This window comes from uncultured Piscinibacter sp., from assembly GCF_937952055.1.
Lineage (GTDB): Bacteria > Pseudomonadota > Gammaproteobacteria > Burkholderiales > Burkholderiaceae_C > Piscinibacter.
This window is the reverse complement of the sequence record NZ_CALFYO010000020.1, coordinates 251,694-269,484: the sequence shown is the minus strand read 5'-3', so window position 1 is coordinate 269,484 and position 17,791 is coordinate 251,694. Positions and strand designations below refer to the sequence as shown.

Below are 17,791 nucleotides of genomic sequence, written 5' to 3'. Positions count from 1 at the left end.
TTTTGGAACGTTTAAGGCGGCTACAGGACGTCGCACCATGACCGGCGCACAGTGGGGCGACCCATCCAGCACCCTCGAGCAAGGACAAGCCACCATGCGCACGTGTCATCGGCTCTTTGTCGCGGCGCTGCCGAGCGCGGCCGGCGCCGCCCAGGTGGCGCCCACCCGCCACCGGTTTTCGATCCCTTCCGCCGCGGGTAAACGCTTCAACAAGGAGAGTTGACATGGCTGACAAGACGCCCGGACCCATCAATCAAGATACCGGTGCTGCGGCACCGAAGTCGATGACCAAGCGCCAGCTGCTTGCGGGGCTCGTGACGAGCGGCGCGGTGGCGCATGCGCTGCTGGCAACGGGTGCGGCCAAAGCCGACCCCCTGCCGTTCCAGGTTCGAGCGAAGCCGAAGTACTATCCCAAGGCGACCTTTGTCCCCGGGCTGAGTCTCGCGGGCAAGGTGGCGGTGATCACGGGAGCCTCACGCGGCATGGGGCGGGCGACCGGCCTGGCCCTCCAGCAGGCGGGGGTCACGGTCATCGGCACGTCGCGCCAGCCCGGTGCCTACCCCGGGCATCCGTTCACGCTGCTGCCGCTCGATCTCGCCGACCCGGCCTCGATCAACACCTTTCTCGCGACGGTGCAGGCCCGGCCCGAGGTGGTCGGCAATGGCGGCATCGACATGCTCGTGAACAATGCCGGGCGCTTCGCACTGGGCAGCGTCATACCTGTCGAGGCCGGCGCCTTCTTCGGCGGCATCGGGCTGGCCTCGGCCACGCTCTACGGCGGGCACGTCGCGGTCACCAGTGGCTTGCTCAACGCGGTTGCGGCACGCGCCGCGGCGGGCTACGGCCGCATCATCTTCACCACGTCGGTGGCGGCCTACGGGGTGGGTGGAAGCGAGCCGGGCACCAGCTACTACCACGCCTACACCGCGGGCAAGCGGGCACTGCTGGCCTATGCCAACTGCCTGCGCGGCCTCCTGGATGCGGCACAGATCGGGATCCGGGTCTCCACCGTGAACCCACAGCCGGTCAGCACCGATCTGGCCCTGGGCACGAGGCCGATCTTTCTGCAGCCGGTTGACGCCAACGGCGATGCCCCGTACGACCCCAATTTCCAGGCCTTTCTCGGGGCGGTGCGCGCCATGACGGCCAACGGGGTGCCGGCCTCGTTTGCCGCGCAGGCCTTCCTGCAGCTGCTCATGTCCACCGACCCGGAGCCGAACATCGCGGTCGGCTCCGAAGCGCCGCCGTACTCGATCCAGGGGCTGAACGATTACATCACGGCCGTTGGCCTGGCCGAGATGCAGCAGTCCGCCTATCCGTGGGTCGCCGGGCCGACTGCGCCGTAGCGATGAACCGGAACTCGAGGAACAGCCGCGCATGCAGCTCGCCATGTGCGCGCTGGAAATCCTAGGCTCGATGAGGGGCACGGGCGTTATGGGTCTGAGATCGGTCAGAGGCGGGCGCTCGGAGTGGTCTGTCGGACGGCCGCTGCAGACTGAACTGAGACGTTCGTGCTTGCGGGCCGAACGTTGGCCTTCGCCGAGGCCGGTCGCCCGAAGGTCCGCGCCACGAGCGACCGCTGAACTCGCGAAGCGTGCGGTCGAGGTCGGCCGACAAGGCGGCGCCGGGCGGATGACTGCTTCCAGTTCGGGCGAACTCAACCCATCGGGGTCTCATGTCCGTCAGCTCAGCCACTGCAGGGTCGATCTTCTTGCACACACCTTGCGAGCGCGATGCTTGTTGTCTCGGCGCGGAGTGCCGTGGGCTGATCGCGTCGAATTCGACAAGCAGTTGAGTCGCACCCACGATCGCATTCGTGTCTCGTCGCGGGGTCGCCAAACATTTTCGTGGGTCGCTTCAACCTTGGAGGTCATTCAGCATGATCAGGAAGTCTCTCTTCGCACTGGTAGGCGTCACCGCCGCAATGGCGGTCTCGATGAGCAGCGCCGTGGCGCAGGGCTCTCGGTACGTCGTGATGTACAAGCAGGCCGCAGTTCCCGCCGCCGCGGCGCAACAGATCGCAGCCGTTGGTGGCAACCTGGTCGCCTCCTTGCCCAAGGTGGGGATTGCGATCGTGAGCTCCGATCGGCCTGACTTCATCGCCGCTGCCGCGCGCATGACCGGCGTGGCCGGTGTGGACCATGACGTGCCGTGGACGCTGCCCGCAGTGGTCGCGCAAGCCCCGCTCGAGGGACCGACGGCCGCCGACGACCTGTACAACGGTGGCTTGGTTTGGGGCGTCCAGCGTGTCGGTGCGCCCGCCGCGTGGGCCGCAGGTCGCACAGGCAGCCACAGCACCGTCGTCGCCGTCATCGACACGGGAATCGCCTGGAACCATCCTGATCTCGCACCGAACGTGGTGTACGCCGACTGCTACACGTCGGCAGGCTCGTTCGCGGACGGCGCCTGCAATCCCTACCCGGCTTACAGCGACCATGGCACGCACGTTGCGGGCACGATCGCCGCGGCCTTCGGCGGGGGGCGCGTCGTCGGCGTCGGACCGAACCTTGGCTTGGCAGGCTACAACACGTTCGAGCCCGTCCCGGGCTGCGGCGTGTGCGCATATTCCTCGAGCCGCTGGATGGCCATGCTGGACGCCGCTGCGAGAGGGTTCCAGGTCATTTCGATGAGCCTGGGCAGGGTCGGTCAATACGGTGGCCAAGGGACGAGCGACCTGGCGACCTTCGTCGCCGCAGAGAAGCGCGTTGCCAACGCGGTGCTCAAGATGGGCACGGCAATGGTCGCTTCGGCGGGCAACGAGGGGCTCGACGTGAATGGCACGCTCGTCCACGTCCCTGGCGACATCCCGGGCATCATCAACGTGGCCGCGACCGGCATCCAGCCCAACCCGCGCTACCAGCCGGGCGTGTCCGTCGACATCCAGGCGTTCTACTCGAACCAGGGCGCTGCGGTGACGCTGTCCGCGCCTGGCGGCGACTGCGGCCAGATCGGCACTTGCGATGCGAACCGGCCCGCCAATTGGGCCGAGTACCTGGTGCTGAGCACGATCGTCAGCCCCAACCCCTTCTGCGCCGCCACTGCGTCCTGCGCCGTCGGCTATGGCTGGAAGGGCGGTACGTCCATGGCGACGCCTCATGTCTCGGCTGCCGCGGGTCTGATGTTTGATGTCAACCCCAGCCTCAATGCGAACGCCGTGGCCTCGATCCTCAAGGACACCGCCGAGTCGCTGGGCGACCGCCAGGTGTTCGGGCAAGGCATGCTGAATGTGCCTGCGGCAGTTGCCGCGTCCATGCCGTAAGCGTCGGCGCGTTCGAGCACTGTCGAGGAAGCTGGAGTGATGGTGCCGCACCCGCGAGGGTCGCGGCGCCATCTTGCTCTCGCGGCGACGGCGATCCCGTCATCATGTCGCCGATCGGCGGGCCGCATCCGACTGGATCGATGCCACGCCATCGAGGACGAAGCGCTGCTGCGGCCGCGATTCCAACGTCGGCCGGCAGGCCCGGCCTGATGCCATCGTCCATGGAGACGGCGCTTCAACCGCCCATGCACACTGTCCGCGAATGGTTCGAAACCGAGCGTTCGGCCGGCTGCTGTTGACCGGTGTGGCCTACCACGGACTCTTCCTTGCGCGGATCAACCCGGCGGCGCTGGCTTTCGGCGCGCTGTTCGTGGTGCAGGGCCTTCCGTTCCTCGTCGCCGGTGTCGCCGGGCGCCGACTGGTCTTCGGGCACACGAACAGCCGACTTTCGGCATGACGCCGTGCCCCGTGACGCTCTTCAACCTCGGCGCGCTGCTGCTCACGTCGGCGCCTGTCCCACGCCGGCTGCTGGTCAATCCGCTGGCATGGTCGCTCGTGGGTGGCAGCGCCGCCTTCATGCTCAGCGTGCCGCAGGACTGGCACCTGCTCTTCAGCGGCCCGACGATCGTGCTGCTGATCCTTCGGGATCGCCGGCGTGCGGCGGCGCACGCCACGGCCTGGGCGAAGTTCCTTTCGCGCAGCCGGTCAGTTCGCGTCGGCCTCGGGCAAGCCGTCAGCCGGCGCTGAGCCGGCCGCAGACGGCGTGGACCACGGCCCCGAGCGTCGATGTCGATGGGCGTGGTGCGCGTCCGGCACGTGGGCATGCCCATGCCGCATGGTCTCGCGGCGATGAGGGTGGCTGGGATTGCCCTCCGGCATGGGATCGTGCACGTGGTGGTGATGAGAGTCGTCGTGGCGGTGGGCGTGTCCGCGCTCCAGCGCCTCGTGCCCATGGTCGTGGCCATGCGACTTCGCCAGGTGCAGCACCACGCCGCCGGCCAGCGGCAGGGCCATCGCCGTCGGGATCCGGCCGTCCAGGGCTTCGTGGCACGGGCGCCAGGCCCAAGCCGCGGTGAACAAGGCCGCCAGCGTCAGCATCGGCGCTGCGCTGGTGCCGCCGGTGTGCTGCAGTCCCCAAGCCAGGGCCACGGGGCCGATCACGGCGCCGAAACCCGCCATCGCCAGCAGGCGCTGCAGATCGGAGTGCCGCAGCCGGGCCCCGGGCTTGGCGGTCCGTTCCGACCAGGTCCTCCAGGATCGGACCTCGCCATCGATCCCGACGGATCGCACGTCGCCCGACTGGCCCGGCGTCGGTCTGCCGTCGCTCGTGCGCGTGCCGGACGCACGCACAGGCGGCCTGGACCGCGAGGATTCTTCAGCGCACCGTGAAACGCACCGTGATTGCCTTCTGGCTGGCGGTCGTGATGGTGGCCACGACCTTGGCGCCCTTGGCCAGCCTGACGCCCTTGGCTTCGAGCCTGTCGCCCGCGGCGGCCAGTGCGGCCTCCGACTTCTCTGCGCCGTTGAGCACGGTCAGCTTGCCGCTCATGCCGGCCGGGGCCAGCGGCTTGCCGTGGTCCTCGACGTAGATCGTCGCGCCATCGGCTCCTGCCACCAGTTCGAACGATAGGTCGCTCGCGGTCTGCACCACGCCGCCGTGCTTCGGGTCTCCACCGCCGTGCGCGAATGCCGGGGCGGCGACGAGGGCAGAGCAGGCCAGAAGGGCCGAGGCGAGGACTTTGTTGATCATGGTTGCTCTTCTCCGTAGGAACGCGGCGCGCTTCAGTCAGGCGGCGCCGCCGAGGCCTGTTGCCGTCACGGGGCCCGGTTCAGAAGGCCTCGCGAGTGTCTGCCGCCGCCGGCGTGTGCGCTTGCTCGGCGAGCAGCCGTTCGGTCGGCCGGCGGCCGAACAGCCCGTACATGACCGGGGTGAGCAAGGTGTCCAGCAACGTCGAGCTGACCAGTCCGCCGAAGATCACCACCGCCACAGGGTGCAGGATCTCCTTGCCGGGCGCGTCCGCTGCGAGCAGCAGCGGCGTCAGCGCGAAGGCAGCGACGAGCGCCGTCATCAGCACCGGCGTCAGCCGCTCCAGCGAACCACGCACGATCATCGGCTGGCCGAAGGTCTCGCCTTCGAACTTGCACAGGTTGATGTAGTGGCTGATCTTCAGGATGCCGTTGCGCGTGGCGATCCCGGCCAGCGTGATGAAGCCGACCATCGAGGCCACGGACAACTGCACCCCGGCAATCCACATTGCCACCACGGAGCCGATCAGCGCCAGCGGGATGTTGGCCATGATGATCGAGGCCAGCACCGCCGACTGGTAGCGGGAGTACAGCACCAGGAACATCATCGCCAGCGAAACGACCGACAGTCCGGCGATCAGCGAGGTGGCCTGCTCCTGGGCCTGGAACTGGCCCTCGAGGCTGACGAAGGTGCCGCTGGGCAGCGCCTGACTGGTGATCAGCGCCCGGATGTCGGCGACCACGCGCCCCATGTCGCCGCCGTCGGTGTTGGCATAGACGATGATGCGCCGGCGGCCGTTCTCGCGGCCGATCTGGTTGGGACCGTCGGTCTCCTCCACCGTGGCGATGGCCGACACCGGCAGCCGGCCGGCCGGCGTGTCGACCAGCGTGCGCGCCAGATCCTGCGGGCTGCGCCGGTCGTCGGGCAGGCGCAGCACCAGGTCGTAGCGCCGCGCGCCATCGACGATCTGAGCTCCATGCGCGCCGTCGGTCAGCGCCTGCAGCACGCGGATCGCCTCGCCGGGCGCAAGTCCGGCCTGGGCGGCCTTGCGATGGTCGAGCCGCACCGTGATCTGCGGGATCAGCACCTGCTTCTCGACCGTCAGGTCGACCAGTCCCGGCACCTGGGCGAGCTGCGCGCGCATCGCCTCCGCCAGACTGCGCAGCGTGTCGGTGTCGTCGCCGTAGATCTTCAGCGCGATCTGCGCGCGCACGCCGGACAGCAGGTGATCCAGCCGGTGCGAGATCGGCTGGCCAATTGCCACCTGCGCGGGCAGCTCCGCGAGCTTCTCGCGGAGGTGCGCCATGATCTGTTCGCGGCTGCGTTCGCTGCGCTGGAGGTCGACGTCGATCTCGGCCGAGTGCACCCCTTCGGCATGTTCGTCGAGTTCGGCGCGGCCGGTGCGGCGGCCGACCTGCAGCACTTCGGGCACCTCGCGGATCAGGTTTTCGGCCACCGCGCCCACACGGTTGGCCTCGGCGAGCGAGGTGCCGGGGGTGAGCACCAGCGCCAGCACCAGCGAGCCCTCGTTGAAGGGCGGCAGGAACAGGCGCTGCATGTAGGGCACGCTCGCCGCCGCCACCGCCACGGCGAGCACCGCGGTGGCCAGCAGCAGGCGTGCATGCCTGAACGACAAGGCCAGCAGCCGGCTGTCCAGCCGCTTCAGCCAGGCGACCAGCCGGCTGTCGCCATGGTCCAGCGCCTTCATCTTCGGCAGCAGGTAGTAGCACAGCACCGGCGTGACCGTCATCGACACCCCCATCGAGGCCAGGATCGACACGATGTAGGCGATGCCCAGCGGCGTGAACAACCGCCCCTCGATGCCCGGCAGAGCGAACAACGGCACGAAGACGAGCACCACGATGATGGTCGCGTAGAGGATGCCGGAGCGCACCTCGACGCTGGCACGCTGCACGATGTCGAAGGCAGGCAGCGGTGAGCCCGCTGCGCGGTTCTGACGCAGCCGGCGCAGTATGTTCTCGACGCCGACCACGGCGTCGTCGACCAGCTCGCCGATGGCGATTGCGAGGCCGCCGAGCGTCATCACGTTGATCGACTGGCCCAGCCACTGGAACACCAGCGCGGTGACCGCCAGCGACAGCGGGATCGCGGTGAGCGAGATGATCGTCGTGCGGGCCGACAGCAGGAAGGCGAACAGCACGAGCGCGACCATGATCGCGCCGTCGCGCAGCGCCTCGGCGACGTTGCCGATCGACGCCTGGATGAAGTCGGCCTGGCGGAACAGCACCTTGGGCGCGGCCAGGCCCTTGGGCAGGCCGGCCTTCAGTTCGTCGAGCGCGGCTTCGATCTGGCCCGTGAGCTTCACGGTATCGGCGTCGGGCTGCTTCTGCACGCTGACCACCACCGCCGGAACGCCGTTGTAGCCGGCGTCGCCGCGCTTGAGGCCGGCCGCGAAGCCGACCTGCGCCACCTGCTCGAGCAGGATCGCGCGGCCGTCCTTCCAGGCCACGGCGGTGCCGGCCAGGTCCTCGGGCCGGTTGCTGCGGCCGAGGTGGCGGATCAGGTACTCGCGACTGTTCAGGTCGATGAAGCCGCCGCCGGCGTTGCCGGCGTAGCCCTGCAGGGCCTGCTCCACCTGGGTGAGCGACACGCCAAATTGCGCCATGCGCGCCGTGTCGGGCGAGACACGCAGCGTGCGCACCTCGCCGCCGATCGGGATCACCTGCGAGACACCGGGAATCGACAGCAGGCGGGGACGCAGCACGAAGTCGGCGTACTCGCGCGCGGCCATGGACAGCGACGACGGCCCCGTCCCCGGCGAGTGCGCCGCGCGATCTCCGGTGGGGGGCGCCGCCGTCCCGGGGCGGCCCGGCGCCGGCTGCGCCGCGTCGTCCCCCAGCGGCACCGCAATCAGCATCACCTCGCCCATGATCGACGAGACCGGCCCCATCACCGGCGTGATGTCGCCGGGCAGTTGCTCGCGCACCAGCGCCAGCCGCTCGGCGACAAGCTGGCGGTTGCGGTAGATGTCGGTGCCCCAGTCGAACTCGGCGTAGAGGATGGACAGGCCGACGCCCGAGGTCGAGCGCACGCGTGTCACGCCGGGCATGCCGTTGAGTGCCGTCTCGATGGGGAAGGTGACGAGCTGCTCGACCTCTTCGGGCGCCATGCCGCCCGCTTCGGTCAGCACGGTGACCAGCGGCTTGTTGAGGTCCGGGAAGACGTCGACCGGCGTGCGCCACGCCGTCATCGCCCCGTAGACCATCAACAGCGCCGCGACTGCAAGCACGAACAGCCGGTTGTGCAGGCTGTAGCGAACGATCCAGTTGAACATGAGGGGCTCCGTTCAGCGGATCTGCGCGATCAACGGAGCGCCCCGCACCACGACGCGGTTGTCGGCGCCGAGGCCCTGGGTGACCACGACCGTTTCGGCATCGAGCGGCCGCACCTGCACCGGCTGCGGGATGAAGCGTTCGGCGCCGGACTTGATCCAGACGATGGGTTCGTTGGCGGGGCTGCGCACCACGGCCTGGGCCGGCAGCACCACGCCCTTCACGCGCTCGCGGGACTGGGCCACCACGGTGACCGGCTGGCCGATCGCGAGCGCCAGCGGCGCGCCGGGCCGGGCCCCGGTGACCGCGAACGTCAGCGACAGCACGCCGTCGCGCAACACACGCGAGGCGCCGAGCAGCCGCAGCTTCGCATCGGCCCGGCCCTGGAGCGAGGCGCCTGCGACCTGAGCGGCCAAGGTGGGGTCGGCCGTGGTGGCCTCGACCAGCATGCGGGTGGGGTCGACGATCTCGAACAGCACGTCGCGCGGCTCGACGACCTGGCCCGCCACCAACTCGGCGCGGGCGATGACGCCGCCCACCGGTGCGTGCAGGGCTTCGCGCGCGGCGAGGCTGGCGCCGATGCTGCGCTCGCGCTCGGCCAGGCTCTGCGCCTCGCTGCGTGCGGCGTCGATCTCCTTCTGCGGCACCGTGCCTTCCAGGCCTTCGAGCCTCTGCAGCCGCTGTTCGGCGAGCTGGCGCTGCGCGCGCAGCTCGGCCCATTGCGCCTGCTGCGCACCCAGCGCATAAGGTTCGGCGTGGTGGCGCACATAGGCCAGCAGCTCACCGCGCCGCACGGCCCGGCCCGGCACCGGCAGGCCCTTGGGCCCGGGCTCGATGCGCCCCCCGTGCGCGGCCTGCACGCGGCCGCTGGCGTTAGGGTCCATCACGACCCGACCGGGCAGTTCGACGGTCGCCGCCGCCTCGCTCTCGGGTGCGAGCAGCGTGCGGATGGCCATGCGCCGCTGCGCCGCCTTCGGCACGTGGACGCTGCCGTCGGGCAGACGCGCGAGTCCGGAGGTGTTGATGCCGGCACCCGGGGCATCCAGGTGCTCGCCGTCCGGACCGTGGGCACCGGGCGCGGCGTAGGCCGCGGAGGCGAAGAGCCGCCACGCGATCATGGTCGCGACGATCAGAAGGCCGGCTCGCGCGCCGAACCCGCAGGGCTTGTTCGTCATCACAGTCCTCCCCACGTCGTGGTGCCGTGGCGGCGGCGCCCAAGCCACCACGCCAAGCCGCCGAGCAGCCCGAGCGCGGCGAGGCCGGCGCCGATCCATGCCGCAGGCGCGAGCCGCGGGCTGCTGCCGTCGCCGTTGTCAAGGCCGTGCTCGCCGTCGCGCGACGGGGCCGCAGGCTTCGTCGTTACCAGTGTTGCGTCGAGCAGGTCGCTGTCCTTGCCGGCGATCAGCGTGAACACGAGGGCGTGCTCGCCGGGGACGGCCAGCGCCTGCAGGAGCGCCGCGTCGGTGACGGCGTAATCGCCCTGCTCGGCGCGGAAGGCGGCGGCCGCCTTGAGCGGGCCGCTCTCGACTTCCAGCGTGGCGCCGAGCACCGGCTCGTTGGTCTCGTAGCGGTCGACGAGGATGGTCATGGCGCCTGCGCGCAGTTCGGCGACGAGTTCGAAGGCTTCCGATCGGGCCTCGACGCGGGGCAGGGCGGACGGGGCGACCGCTGCGGCGGGAGCGTCGAGGTGCTCGCCGTTCGGACCGTGCGCGCCGGGCGCTGCAGAGGCGCCCAGGCTCGCCGACGCCAGGGCGACGGCCGTCAGCGCGGCCGACAGGGCACGCCGGGGCAGGGGTGCGCGGGAATGGATGGTCATGGCAGGAGTCCGAGAGCTTGTTGGAGTCGGGCGCGGGCCAGGCCCAGCGTGACGGCCTGTCGATTGCTGGCGCTGTCGGCCTGGGCCGCGGCAGCGAGCGCGCGCAACAGCTCGGGCAGCGACGTCTCGCCGGCACGGAACGACTTGTCGATCAGGGTGGCGCGTTCGCGCAGCAGTCGTGCGCGGTCGGACTCGACCGCGGCCTGGACCTGCGCCGAGCGCAGGGCGTCGCGCGCTGTGGCGAGTTCGCCTTCGAGGCGCTCGCGCAGTCGCTGTTCGGCGGTCTGCGCGATGTCCAGTTCGCTCAGCGCTGCCGCTTCGAGAGGACGGTTGCGGTCGTCGGTTCCAAACGGCAGCCTCAGGCCGACGACGACGCTGTTGCGGCTCGCTTCGGCGCGGCCCGGCACGTCCTGGCGCACGCCCAGCGTCAGTTCGGGGGGCTCGCGCCGGGACTGACGCATGAGATCGAGCTGCTGACGCGCGTGTACGGTGTTCTGGCGTGCGAGTTCCAGCTCGGGATGGGTCGCGGCGAGCGGCGCACCGGCATCCTCCGGGCCGGCCTGGCCCTCGAGTGCCGGATCGGCGGTCATCCCGGTGAGCAGGGCCCAGCGGATGCGTGCGGACTGCAGCTGCTGAAGCACCTCGGCGTGCTGGCCCTGCGCGGCCAGGAGCTCGGCCCGTGCGACCAGGGCATCGGCGCGGGCCAGGTCGCCGGCGCGAACGCGGCGTTCGACATCGTCGGCGAGTTGCCGGTGCGACACCGTCAAGGCCTCGGCCTGAACCGCCTCGGCCTGCCATGCCGCGACGGCCCAGGCGGCCTCGCGCAGCTCGCCGGCCAGGCGCAGGCGAGCAGCCTGGGTGGCCGCGTCGGCCTGGGCGATGGCGCCCTGGGCCGCAGCGCCACGCGCCGCACGCTGGCCGGGCAGCCACAGGGGCACCGCCACACCGACCTCGGTTTCGCGGGCGCCGGTGTTGTCGTTCCAGCGGTCGTTGCGATGACTGAGTTCGAGCGCGGGCGGGGCCCCCCAGAGGCTGGTCGCCGCCGCTTGTTCGGCATCGGCGCGGCGGCGCTGGGCGTGGGACTCGCGCGCACTGACGGCGCGCTGCCAGGCGAGTTCCAGCGCCGTGGCCAGTGTCAAGGGGGCGGAGGCCAGGGCCGCGGAAGCGCCGATCGCGGGGCGCTGCGAGCGATCCGGTGCGGGCGCCGGCTGGGACGCCACGGGCCCGAACAACAGGCTGCCGGCGAGTACGCAGGCGGCCAGACGGGGTGGGTTTCTCACGATGCTCCTGACGTGGGACAGCAAGGAAGGGCTCGCCATGCGGGGGCGTCAGCCGTGCTGGCGGCGGCGTGTCCACGGGTGGACACCCGCCGGTAGGGCGGGTCAGGAGTGGCGTCGAGGCGGCCGGAGCAGGCCGTCGAGGAAGGGGTGCGGCGCGCGCCCTTCGTTCAATCCGCGGGGGGACGAGGACAGCGCGGAAGGAAAGTCGTGGCCGACCAGCGTCACCAGCGCAGCCGAGGCCGAGACGTGGTCGGCGATCACATGCTGGTCCGACTCGTTCGAGTCATCCAGATGGTAGGAGCCGTCCTCGTGATGGTGGTGTCCCGCTTGCTGCCAGTGCAGCGCCGCGTGTTCGGTGTCGGAGAGCACGTTCACCGTCGAACCCGGTCGCGCCAGCGCCACGCTCTGCCACAACATGGCGAACAGGACGGCAAGGAGGACGGCGGTGCGGCGCATCAGCGACGGAGTGTACCGAACGGCGGTCCGGGCACCGCGGCCCCGGCTGTCGTGCCCGGCCTTCCGGCCCCGTTATGGCTGCCATGCCGCGGCCTCTCCAGCTGCCGTCCAGCGGGTCGACCAACCAGTGCGGCGTGCCCGCGTCGATGTGGCCGCCGCCTTCCTCGCCGACGAAGCCGAAGTCCGGATGGGCCTGCAGAAGCCGCGCGCGCAACAGTGCCTCGCAGTCGCGGTCGGCACGGCTGGCCATGTCGCCGGGGGCCTTTTCCTCGGCCTGCAGCGTGGCCAGATCGCGTGCGGCGCGGCTCAGAAGCGCGCCGGCTTCGGCCGCGGCCCGGCGGCGAGCTGCCGCGGTGTCATGCCGACCTCTGCAGCGTGCTCACGTACTCGTGATGCGCCGTGTTGAGAGTGGAGACGCGGTACTCCACCGGCTTGTCGCCAAAGGTCAGCGCGGTGCGGCGCACCTTGAGCACCGGCGCGCCGGGTGCGAGGGCGAGCACGCGCGCGATGGCGCGCTCGCAGGCGACCGCGCGGGCGCGCTCGTGGGCGCGCACCACGGTGATGCCGTACTCGGTCTGGTACAGGTGGTAGATGGTGCTCGGCCGGCGCGCGAACTTCGTCTCGGTCAGGCCGCGGAAGAGCGCGGCCGGCAGCACCAGCCGGTCATGGATGACCGGCCGGCCCTGCAGCGACAGGCGGTTCTCGATCACGATCGCCGGATCGCCCTCGCGCACCGACAGCGCCGCGGCGGCCTCTTCGTCGATGCGGCCGCGCTCGAACGACAGCAGGTCCACCTGCGGCACCTCGTGCAGGCCATCCTCGCGCTCGACGTGGAAGAACTGGAACAGGAAGCGGTCGACGTTGTGCGTGGCGACGAAGGTGCCGCGCCCCTGGCGGCGCACCACGATGTGCTCCGCGGTCAACTCGTCGACCGCGCGGCGCAACGTGCCGATCGACACGCCCATGGACTGCGCCAGCTCCGTCTCGCTGGGCAGGGCCGAGCCGGGGGCCGCGGCACCCGATTCGATGGCACGCAGCAGAGAACGCTTGACCACGCGGAACAGCGGCAGGCCCTCGGCGTCGGGCGCGATCGGCTGGAACGGGGGCAGGGGGCCGGGCATGGCGGGGGATCCTAGTGCTCGCCGTGCCATTCATGCAAGTCATATAGATGACCTGTTTGACATGGTGCGACCGGTGCCTAAGATGCATGCACCCCTGACCAAAGGAGCTTCACAGATGATTCATTTCGTGCTCCACGACGCGAAGGACACGGTCGCGGTCGTGGTGATCGAGGGCGTGAAGGCCGGCATGACGCTCAACGGCTGGATCATGGACGAGGACAAGTCCACGCAGGTGGTCGCCCGCCAGGACATCCCCATCGGCCACAAGGTGGCGCTCAAGGACATGAATCCGGGCGACACCGTGTGGAAGTACGGCATCGACATGGGCAAGGTGGTCGCGCCGATCCAGGCGGGCGAGCACGCCCACGTGCACAACATCAAGACCAAGCGCTGGTAAGCCGAGGAGCACCGCATGTCCGTGATTTCGAAAGACACCACCTTCCTAGGCTACCGCCGCGAGAACGGCCGCGTCGGCGTGCGCAACCACGTCATCATCCTGCCGCTGGACGACCTGTCCAATGCCGCGTCCGAGGCCGTCGCCCACAACATCAAGGGCACGATGGCGATTCCGCATCCCTACGGCCGCCTGCAGTTCGGCGCCGACCTGGACCTGCACTTCCGCACGCTGATCGGCACCGGCTGCAACCCGAACGTGGCCGCCGTCGTCGTCATCGGCATCGAGGACGGCTGGACCAAGAAGGTGGTCGATGGCATCGCCGCCACCGGCAAGCCGGTCGTCGGCTTCGGCATCGAGGGCCATGGCGACCACGACACCATCATGCGGGCCAGCAAGGCGGCGCGCGAGTTCGTGCAGTGGGCCAGCGAGAAGCAGCGCGAGGCCTGCCCCATCCACGAGCTGTGGGTGTCCACCAAGTGCGGCGAGTCCGACACCACCAGTGGCTGCGGCGCCAACCCCACCGTGGGCAACGCCTTCGACAAGCTGCACCCGCTGGGCAACTACCTGTGCTTCGGCGAGACCAGCGAGATCACCGGCGGCGAACGCATCGTGGTCGAGCGCTGCAAGACGCCCGAGGTGGCCGAGAAGTTCATGTTCATGTTCAACCGCTACCAGGACATGATCAACCGCCACAAGACCACCGACCTGTCCGAAAGCCAGCCGACCAAGGGCAACATCGCCGGCGGCCTGACCACCATCGAGGAAAAGGCGCTGGGCAACATCCAGAAGATCGGCAAGAAGTGCACGGTCGACGGCGTCATCGACAAGGCTGAGATGCCGACGCACCCGGGGCTGTGGTTCATGGACTCGTCGTCGGCCGCGGCCGAGATGGTCACGCTGTGCGCGGCCAGCGGCTACGCGGTGCACTTCTTCCCCACTGGCCAGGGCAACGTGATCGGCAACCCGATCGTGCCGGTGATCAAGATCTGCGCCAACCCGCGCACGGTGCGCCTGATGAGCGAGCACATCGACGTCGATACCTCCGGGCTGCTGCAGCGCGAGATCACGCTCGACCAGGCCGGCGACAAGCTGCTCGAGTGCATGCTGCGCACGGCCAACGGCCGGCTGACCGCCGCCGAGGCGCTGGGCCACCGCGAGTTCGTGCTGACGCGCCTGTTCGAGTCCGCTTGAGGCGATGAGGCCCCCAGGCTCACTGGGTTCGCCACCCCTCGAAGGGGCTCTCAGTGGCTTCGGAACGGCCGGGCGCCACTGAGATGAGCCGGGTCGTCGTCACCGAGTTCATGGACGAGCGCGCCGTGGCGCGCCTGGCCGCGGTGCACGAGGTGCTGTACGACCCGGCCCTGGTCGATGACACGCTGCGCCTGGCCGCCGAGGCGGCACGCTGCGACGCGCTGGTGGTGCGCAACCGCACGCAGGTGTGCGGCGTGCTGCTGGAGGCGCTCGCACCGCGCTGCCGCGTGGTCGGGCGGCTGGGCGTCGGGCTCGACAACATCGACGTGCCGGGCTGCGAGGCACGCGGCCTGCGCGTCATCCCCGCCACCGGCGCGAATGCGCTGTCGGTGGCCGAATACGTGGTGGCCACCGCCATGCTGCTGCTGCGCGGCGTCTACCAGAGCACGGCGGCGCTGAGCGCCGGCCGGTGGCCGCGCGCGGCGCTGTCCAGCGGCCGCGAGACAGCAGGCGAGACGCTCGGGCTGGTCGGCTTCGGCCCCACCGGCCAGCTCACCGCCACGCTGGCCCGCGCACTGGGCATGCAGGTGGTCGCGCACGATGCGATGCTGGCCGCTTCGGATCCCGCCTTCGCGCGGCTGGGCGTGCGGCCGGTCGGGCTGGACGAGCTGGTCGCCACGGCCGATGTCGTCAGCCTGCACGTGCCACTGGTCGAGGCCACCAGGGGCCTGTTCGATGCGCGCCGCATCGCGGCGATGAAGCGCGGCGCCGTGCTCGTCAACACCTCGCGCGGTGGCATCGTCGACGAACAGGCCGTCGCCGCGGCGCTGAAGTCGGGCACGCTCGGGGGCGCGGCGCTCGACGTGTTCGATGCCGAGCCATTGCCGGTGGCGCCGCACTTCGCGGATTGCCCGAACCTGATCCTGACACCGCACGTCGCCGGCGTGACCGCCGAGGCCAACGAGCGCGTCTCATTCCCCATTGCCGACCGGGTGCTGGAGGCCCTGAGCTGACATGGCCAACATCTCACTGGACGAACTGCGCGGCCTGGTCGACGCCGCACTGCAGCGCGCCGGCGCCAACCCGGCAATGGCTGCGAGCACGGCGGCGGCGCTGGTGCTGGCGGAAGCGCAGGGCATCGGCTCGCATGGCCTGTCCCGCGTCGCGCAATACGCCACGCACCTGCGCAATGGCCGTGTGGATGGATCTGCGCAGCCTCGCCTGGCCCAGGCCAAGGGCGGGGCGGCCGTGATCGACGCCGGCGAAGGGCTGGCCTTTCCGGCCTGCGCGATGGCGGCGGCCGAAGGCGTGGCGCGGGCGCGCGAGCACGGCGTTGCCTTCGTCGGCGTGGTACGCAGCCACCATGCCGGCGTGATCGTCGACCACCTTCGGGCGGCGGCCAAGGCGGGGCTGGTCGGCCTGGGCTTCGCGAATTCGCCGGCGGCCATGCCGGCGGCCGGTGGCCGGCACGCCATCTTCGGCACCAATCCGGTGGCGGCGGTGTTCCCGCGCCGCACCGGCGATGCGCTGAAGATCGACCTCAGCCTGTCGGAGGTGGCGCGCGGCAAGGTGATGGTCGCGGCGAAGGAGGGCAAGCCGATTCCACTCGGCTGGGCGCTGAACCGCGACGGCCAGCCGACGACCGACGCGAAGGCGGCGCTGGAGGGCTCCATGCTTCCGATCGGCTCCGTCTCCTCGAGCAAGGGCGCCATGCTCGCGCTCGTCGTCGAACTGCTGGTCAGCGCGCTGATCGGCGCGAACTTCGGCTTCGAGGCGTCGAGCTTCTTCGTCGACGAAGGCAACCGGCCGGGCATCGGCCAGGCCTTCGTGATCGTCGACCCGGGCGCGCTGGCCGGCCGCGAGCACTACCTGGACCGCCTGGAGGTGCTGGTGCGCGAGATGCTGGTCGACGAAGGCGTTCGCCTGCCCGGGGCTCGCCGCGAGGCGCTGCGCCGCCGCGCCGAGGCCGAAGGCCTGGCGGTGGCCGACGCGATGCTGGCCTCGCTGCGCGCCGCCGCGGCGGCCTGAGCGCTCAGCGCCGCGCGCGCGACCGGCGTGCCCGTGGCGGCGGCGCCGTCGACCCGCGCACGACCAGGGCCACCTCGATCTCGGTGGCGCGTGGCACCTCGACGCCGCGCAGCGTATCGAGCACCCGGTCGGCGGCCAGTCGCCACATCTCCTCGGCCGGCACGCGCACCGTGGTGAGACCTGGCTGCAGGTGGCCGGCCAGCTCGAGGTCGTCGAAGCCGACGATCGAGAGCTGCTGCGGCACGGCCACGCCCAGCCGCGCCGCCTCGAGCAGCGCGCCGGTGGCCAGCACGTCGTTGCCGCACACCACCGCCGTCGGTGCCGGAGCGGCCTGCAGCAGCACGCGCAAGCCGTCGCGCGCTGCGCCGAGTTCGTAAGGGCGCTCCACCAGCCGCGAGGCCGGCAGCGACAGGCCGGCCGCGCGCAGTGCCTCGCGCACGCCGGCCACGCGGGCTGCGGCGCGGTCGTTGTCGCGCGTCTGGCCGGCCAGCATGGCAATGTGCCGATGGCCGAGGTCGAGCAGGTAGCGCACGACCTGCGACATCGCCCGGGCATTGTCGAAGCCCACCGCGATGCGGTCGGGCGGAGCCGGCCAGCTCATCACGTGCACCACCGGAACGCCGCGCTGGCGCAACTGCTGCAGCAGCTCCTCGCGCTGGCCGACACCGCACAGCACCAGCGCATCGACGCCGCAGGTCAGCAGGTTCAGCGCCTGGCGCGTCTCGGTGGCGGGGTCGTAGCCGCTGGTGGCCAGCAGCAGCTGCAGGCCGGACTCGGCAAGCCGGCGCTGCAGCGCGTCGATGGCCTTGGCGAAGATGGCGTTGTCCACCGTCGGGAAGATTGCCCCGACGGTGCCGCTGCGGCGCAGCTTCATCGCGCGCGCGCCGGCGTTGGGCACGTAGCCCAGTTCGGCCACCGCCGACAGCACCTTCTGGCGCAAGGCGTCGCGCACCTCGCCCGGGCGATTGAGCACGCGCGAGACCGTCGCGGTGGACACGCCGGCGGCGCGCGCGACGTCTTCGATCGTGGGCAGTTCGTCGTCGGTGGCAGGCATGTCGCCAATGTACTCGTTTGCAGTAGCCGGGTCGGCCGACGATCGAGGCCGATCCATAGGGTAATTCCGGGCGATATCGACGGCGATCGACCTTGACGCGCGCACCTCCTGCGCCCACTATTGAAAACGATTACAGGCCTTTCTGCATC

The 17,791-nt window shown here is 70.6% G+C and carries 18 protein-coding genes and 1 pseudogene; 9 read left to right on the top strand and 10 right to left on the bottom strand.

All coding sequences use genetic code 11. From position 1 onward, the window contains the following. Positions 1-37: 37 nt before the first annotated feature. The 5 genes from Q0599_RS12130 (at position 38) to Q0599_RS12110 (ending at position 4,006) form a co-directional block, all read left to right on the top strand. Complete coding sequence (locus tag Q0599_RS12130; RefSeq protein ID WP_298829779.1) at positions 38-223, top strand: hypothetical protein; 186 nt, start codon at positions 38-40, stop codon at positions 221-223. A 1-nt stretch (position 224) separates the two neighbouring features. Then, complete coding sequence (locus Q0599_RS12125; RefSeq protein ID WP_298829776.1) at positions 225-1,346, top strand: SDR family NAD(P)-dependent oxidoreductase; 1,122 nt, start codon at positions 225-227, stop codon at positions 1,344-1,346. A 533-nt stretch (positions 1,347-1,879) separates the two neighbouring features. Beyond that, a complete protein-coding gene (locus Q0599_RS12120) occupies positions 1,880-3,259 on the top strand; it encodes a S8 family serine peptidase (protein WP_298829774.1) in 1,380 nt (459 codons plus the stop codon). 262 nt (positions 3,260-3,521) lie between these two features. Then, the gene (locus Q0599_RS12115; protein ID WP_298829772.1) at positions 3,522-3,716 is read left to right on the top strand and encodes a hypothetical protein; all 195 of its coding nucleotides are present in this window, start codon (positions 3,522-3,524) and stop codon (positions 3,714-3,716) included. Beyond that, entirely contained in the window at positions 3,713-4,006 is a 294-nt protein-coding gene (locus Q0599_RS12110; RefSeq protein ID WP_298829770.1) for a DUF6064 family protein, read from the top strand. Before Q0599_RS12115 ends, Q0599_RS12110 begins: the two co-directional genes overlap by 4 nt. Here the strand turns inward: Q0599_RS12110 and Q0599_RS12105 are convergent. The 9 genes and pseudogenes from Q0599_RS12105 to Q0599_RS12070 form a co-directional block, all read right to left on the bottom strand. After that, positions 3,965-4,534, bottom strand: a complete 570-nt coding sequence (locus Q0599_RS12105) for a DMT family transporter (RefSeq protein WP_298830450.1) — start codon at positions 4,532-4,534, stop codon at positions 3,965-3,967. The genes Q0599_RS12110 and Q0599_RS12105 overlap by 42 nt on opposite strands. A 100-nt stretch (positions 4,535-4,634) precedes the next feature. Next, positions 4,635-5,009: a hypothetical protein gene (locus tag Q0599_RS12100; RefSeq protein WP_298829768.1), complete on the bottom strand. Its 375-nt coding sequence runs from the start codon at positions 5,007-5,009 to the stop codon at positions 4,635-4,637. Between the two features lie 79 nt (positions 5,010-5,088). Then, positions 5,089-8,301: an efflux RND transporter permease subunit gene (locus Q0599_RS12095; protein WP_298829767.1), complete on the bottom strand. Its 3,213-nt coding sequence runs from the start codon at positions 8,299-8,301 to the stop codon at positions 5,089-5,091. 12 nt (positions 8,302-8,313) lie between these two features. After that, positions 8,314-9,417, bottom strand: coding sequence for an HlyD family efflux transporter periplasmic adaptor subunit (locus Q0599_RS12090; protein ID WP_298830449.1), 1,104 nt, complete (start codon positions 9,415-9,417; stop codon positions 8,314-8,316). Between the two features lie 56 nt (positions 9,418-9,473). Beyond that, the gene (locus Q0599_RS12085) at positions 9,474-10,115 is read right to left on the bottom strand and encodes a hypothetical protein (RefSeq protein WP_298829765.1); all 642 of its coding nucleotides are present in this window, start codon (positions 10,113-10,115) and stop codon (positions 9,474-9,476) included. After that, entirely contained in the window at positions 10,112-11,395 is a 1,284-nt protein-coding gene (locus Q0599_RS12080) for a TolC family protein (RefSeq protein ID WP_298829763.1), read from the bottom strand. Before Q0599_RS12080 ends, Q0599_RS12085 begins: the two co-directional genes overlap by 4 nt. Positions 11,396-11,497: 102 nt before the next feature. Further along, entirely contained in the window at positions 11,498-11,764 is a 267-nt protein-coding gene (locus tag Q0599_RS12075; RefSeq protein ID WP_367180951.1) for a hypothetical protein, read from the bottom strand. Then, positions 11,679-12,191: pseudogene (locus Q0599_RS26175) on the bottom strand (inositol monophosphatase family protein); the annotation flags it as partial. The pseudogene Q0599_RS26175 and the gene Q0599_RS12075, both read right to left, overlap by 86 nt. A gap of 16 nt (positions 12,192-12,207) precedes the next feature. Then, the gene (locus Q0599_RS12070; RefSeq protein WP_298829759.1) at positions 12,208-12,972 is read right to left on the bottom strand and encodes a GntR family transcriptional regulator; all 765 of its coding nucleotides are present in this window, start codon (positions 12,970-12,972) and stop codon (positions 12,208-12,210) included. Positions 12,973-13,087: 115 nt separating this feature from the next. On the opposite strand from Q0599_RS12070, the gene Q0599_RS12065 reads away from it, so the two are divergent. The 4 genes from Q0599_RS12065 (at position 13,088) to Q0599_RS12050 (ending at position 16,588) form a co-directional block, all read left to right on the top strand. Beyond that, positions 13,088-13,369 carry a UxaA family hydrolase gene (locus Q0599_RS12065; RefSeq protein WP_298829758.1) on the top strand — a complete coding sequence of 94 codons (282 nt, stop codon included), beginning with the start codon at positions 13,088-13,090 and terminating at the stop codon, positions 13,367-13,369. 15 nt (positions 13,370-13,384) lie between these two features. Beyond that, positions 13,385-14,560: a UxaA family hydrolase gene (locus tag Q0599_RS12060; protein ID WP_298829757.1), complete on the top strand. Its 1,176-nt coding sequence runs from the start codon at positions 13,385-13,387 to the stop codon at positions 14,558-14,560. Positions 14,561-14,643: 83 nt separating this feature from the next. Then, entirely contained in the window at positions 14,644-15,573 is a 930-nt protein-coding gene (locus tag Q0599_RS12055) for a hydroxyacid dehydrogenase (protein ID WP_298829756.1), read from the top strand. A 1-nt stretch (position 15,574) separates the two neighbouring features. Continuing rightward, positions 15,575-16,588: an Ldh family oxidoreductase gene (locus Q0599_RS12050; protein WP_298829754.1), complete on the top strand. Its 1,014-nt coding sequence runs from the start codon at positions 15,575-15,577 to the stop codon at positions 16,586-16,588. 4 nt (positions 16,589-16,592) lie between these two features. On the opposite strand, the gene Q0599_RS12045 is transcribed toward Q0599_RS12050, so the two are convergent. Beyond that, positions 16,593-17,642, bottom strand: coding sequence for a LacI family DNA-binding transcriptional regulator (locus Q0599_RS12045; protein ID WP_298829752.1), 1,050 nt, complete (start codon positions 17,640-17,642; stop codon positions 16,593-16,595). Positions 17,643-17,791: the final 149 nt, after the last annotated feature.

Bases quoted from the DNA above. Each gene is read 5' to 3' on its own strand.
- Q0599_RS12130 (WP_298829779.1), top strand. From the start codon at position 38: ATGACCGGCGCACAGTGGGGCGACCCATCCAGCACCCTCGAGCAAGGA.
- Q0599_RS12125 (WP_298829776.1), top strand. From the start codon at position 225: ATGGCTGACAAGACGCCCGGACCCATCAATCAAGATACCGGTGCTGCG.
- Q0599_RS12120 (WP_298829774.1), top strand. From the start codon at position 1,880: ATGATCAGGAAGTCTCTCTTCGCACTGGTAGGCGTCACCGCCGCAATG.
- Q0599_RS12115 (WP_298829772.1), top strand. From the start codon at position 3,522: ATGGTTCGAAACCGAGCGTTCGGCCGGCTGCTGTTGACCGGTGTGGCC.
- Q0599_RS12110 (WP_298829770.1), top strand. From the start codon at position 3,713: ATGACGCCGTGCCCCGTGACGCTCTTCAACCTCGGCGCGCTGCTGCTC.
- Q0599_RS12100 (WP_298829768.1), bottom strand. From the start codon at position 5,009: ATGATCAACAAAGTCCTCGCCTCGGCCCTTCTGGCCTGCTCTGCCCTC.
- Q0599_RS12095 (WP_298829767.1), bottom strand. From the start codon at position 8,301: ATGTTCAACTGGATCGTTCGCTACAGCCTGCACAACCGGCTGTTCGTG.
- Q0599_RS12090 (WP_298830449.1), bottom strand. From the start codon at position 9,417: ATGATCGCGTGGCGGCTCTTCGCCTCCGCGGCCTACGCCGCGCCCGGT.
- Q0599_RS12085 (WP_298829765.1), bottom strand. From the start codon at position 10,115: ATGACCATCCATTCCCGCGCACCCCTGCCCCGGCGTGCCCTGTCGGCC.
- Q0599_RS12070 (WP_298829759.1), bottom strand. From the start codon at position 12,972: ATGCCCGGCCCCCTGCCCCCGTTCCAGCCGATCGCGCCCGACGCCGAG.
- Q0599_RS12065 (WP_298829758.1), top strand. From the start codon at position 13,088: ATGATTCATTTCGTGCTCCACGACGCGAAGGACACGGTCGCGGTCGTG.
- Q0599_RS12060 (WP_298829757.1), top strand. From the start codon at position 13,385: ATGTCCGTGATTTCGAAAGACACCACCTTCCTAGGCTACCGCCGCGAG.
- Q0599_RS12055 (WP_298829756.1), top strand. From the start codon at position 14,644: ATGAGCCGGGTCGTCGTCACCGAGTTCATGGACGAGCGCGCCGTGGCG.
- Q0599_RS12050 (WP_298829754.1), top strand. From the start codon at position 15,575: ATGGCCAACATCTCACTGGACGAACTGCGCGGCCTGGTCGACGCCGCA.
- Q0599_RS12045 (WP_298829752.1), bottom strand. From the start codon at position 17,642: ATGCCTGCCACCGACGACGAACTGCCCACGATCGAAGACGTCGCGCGC.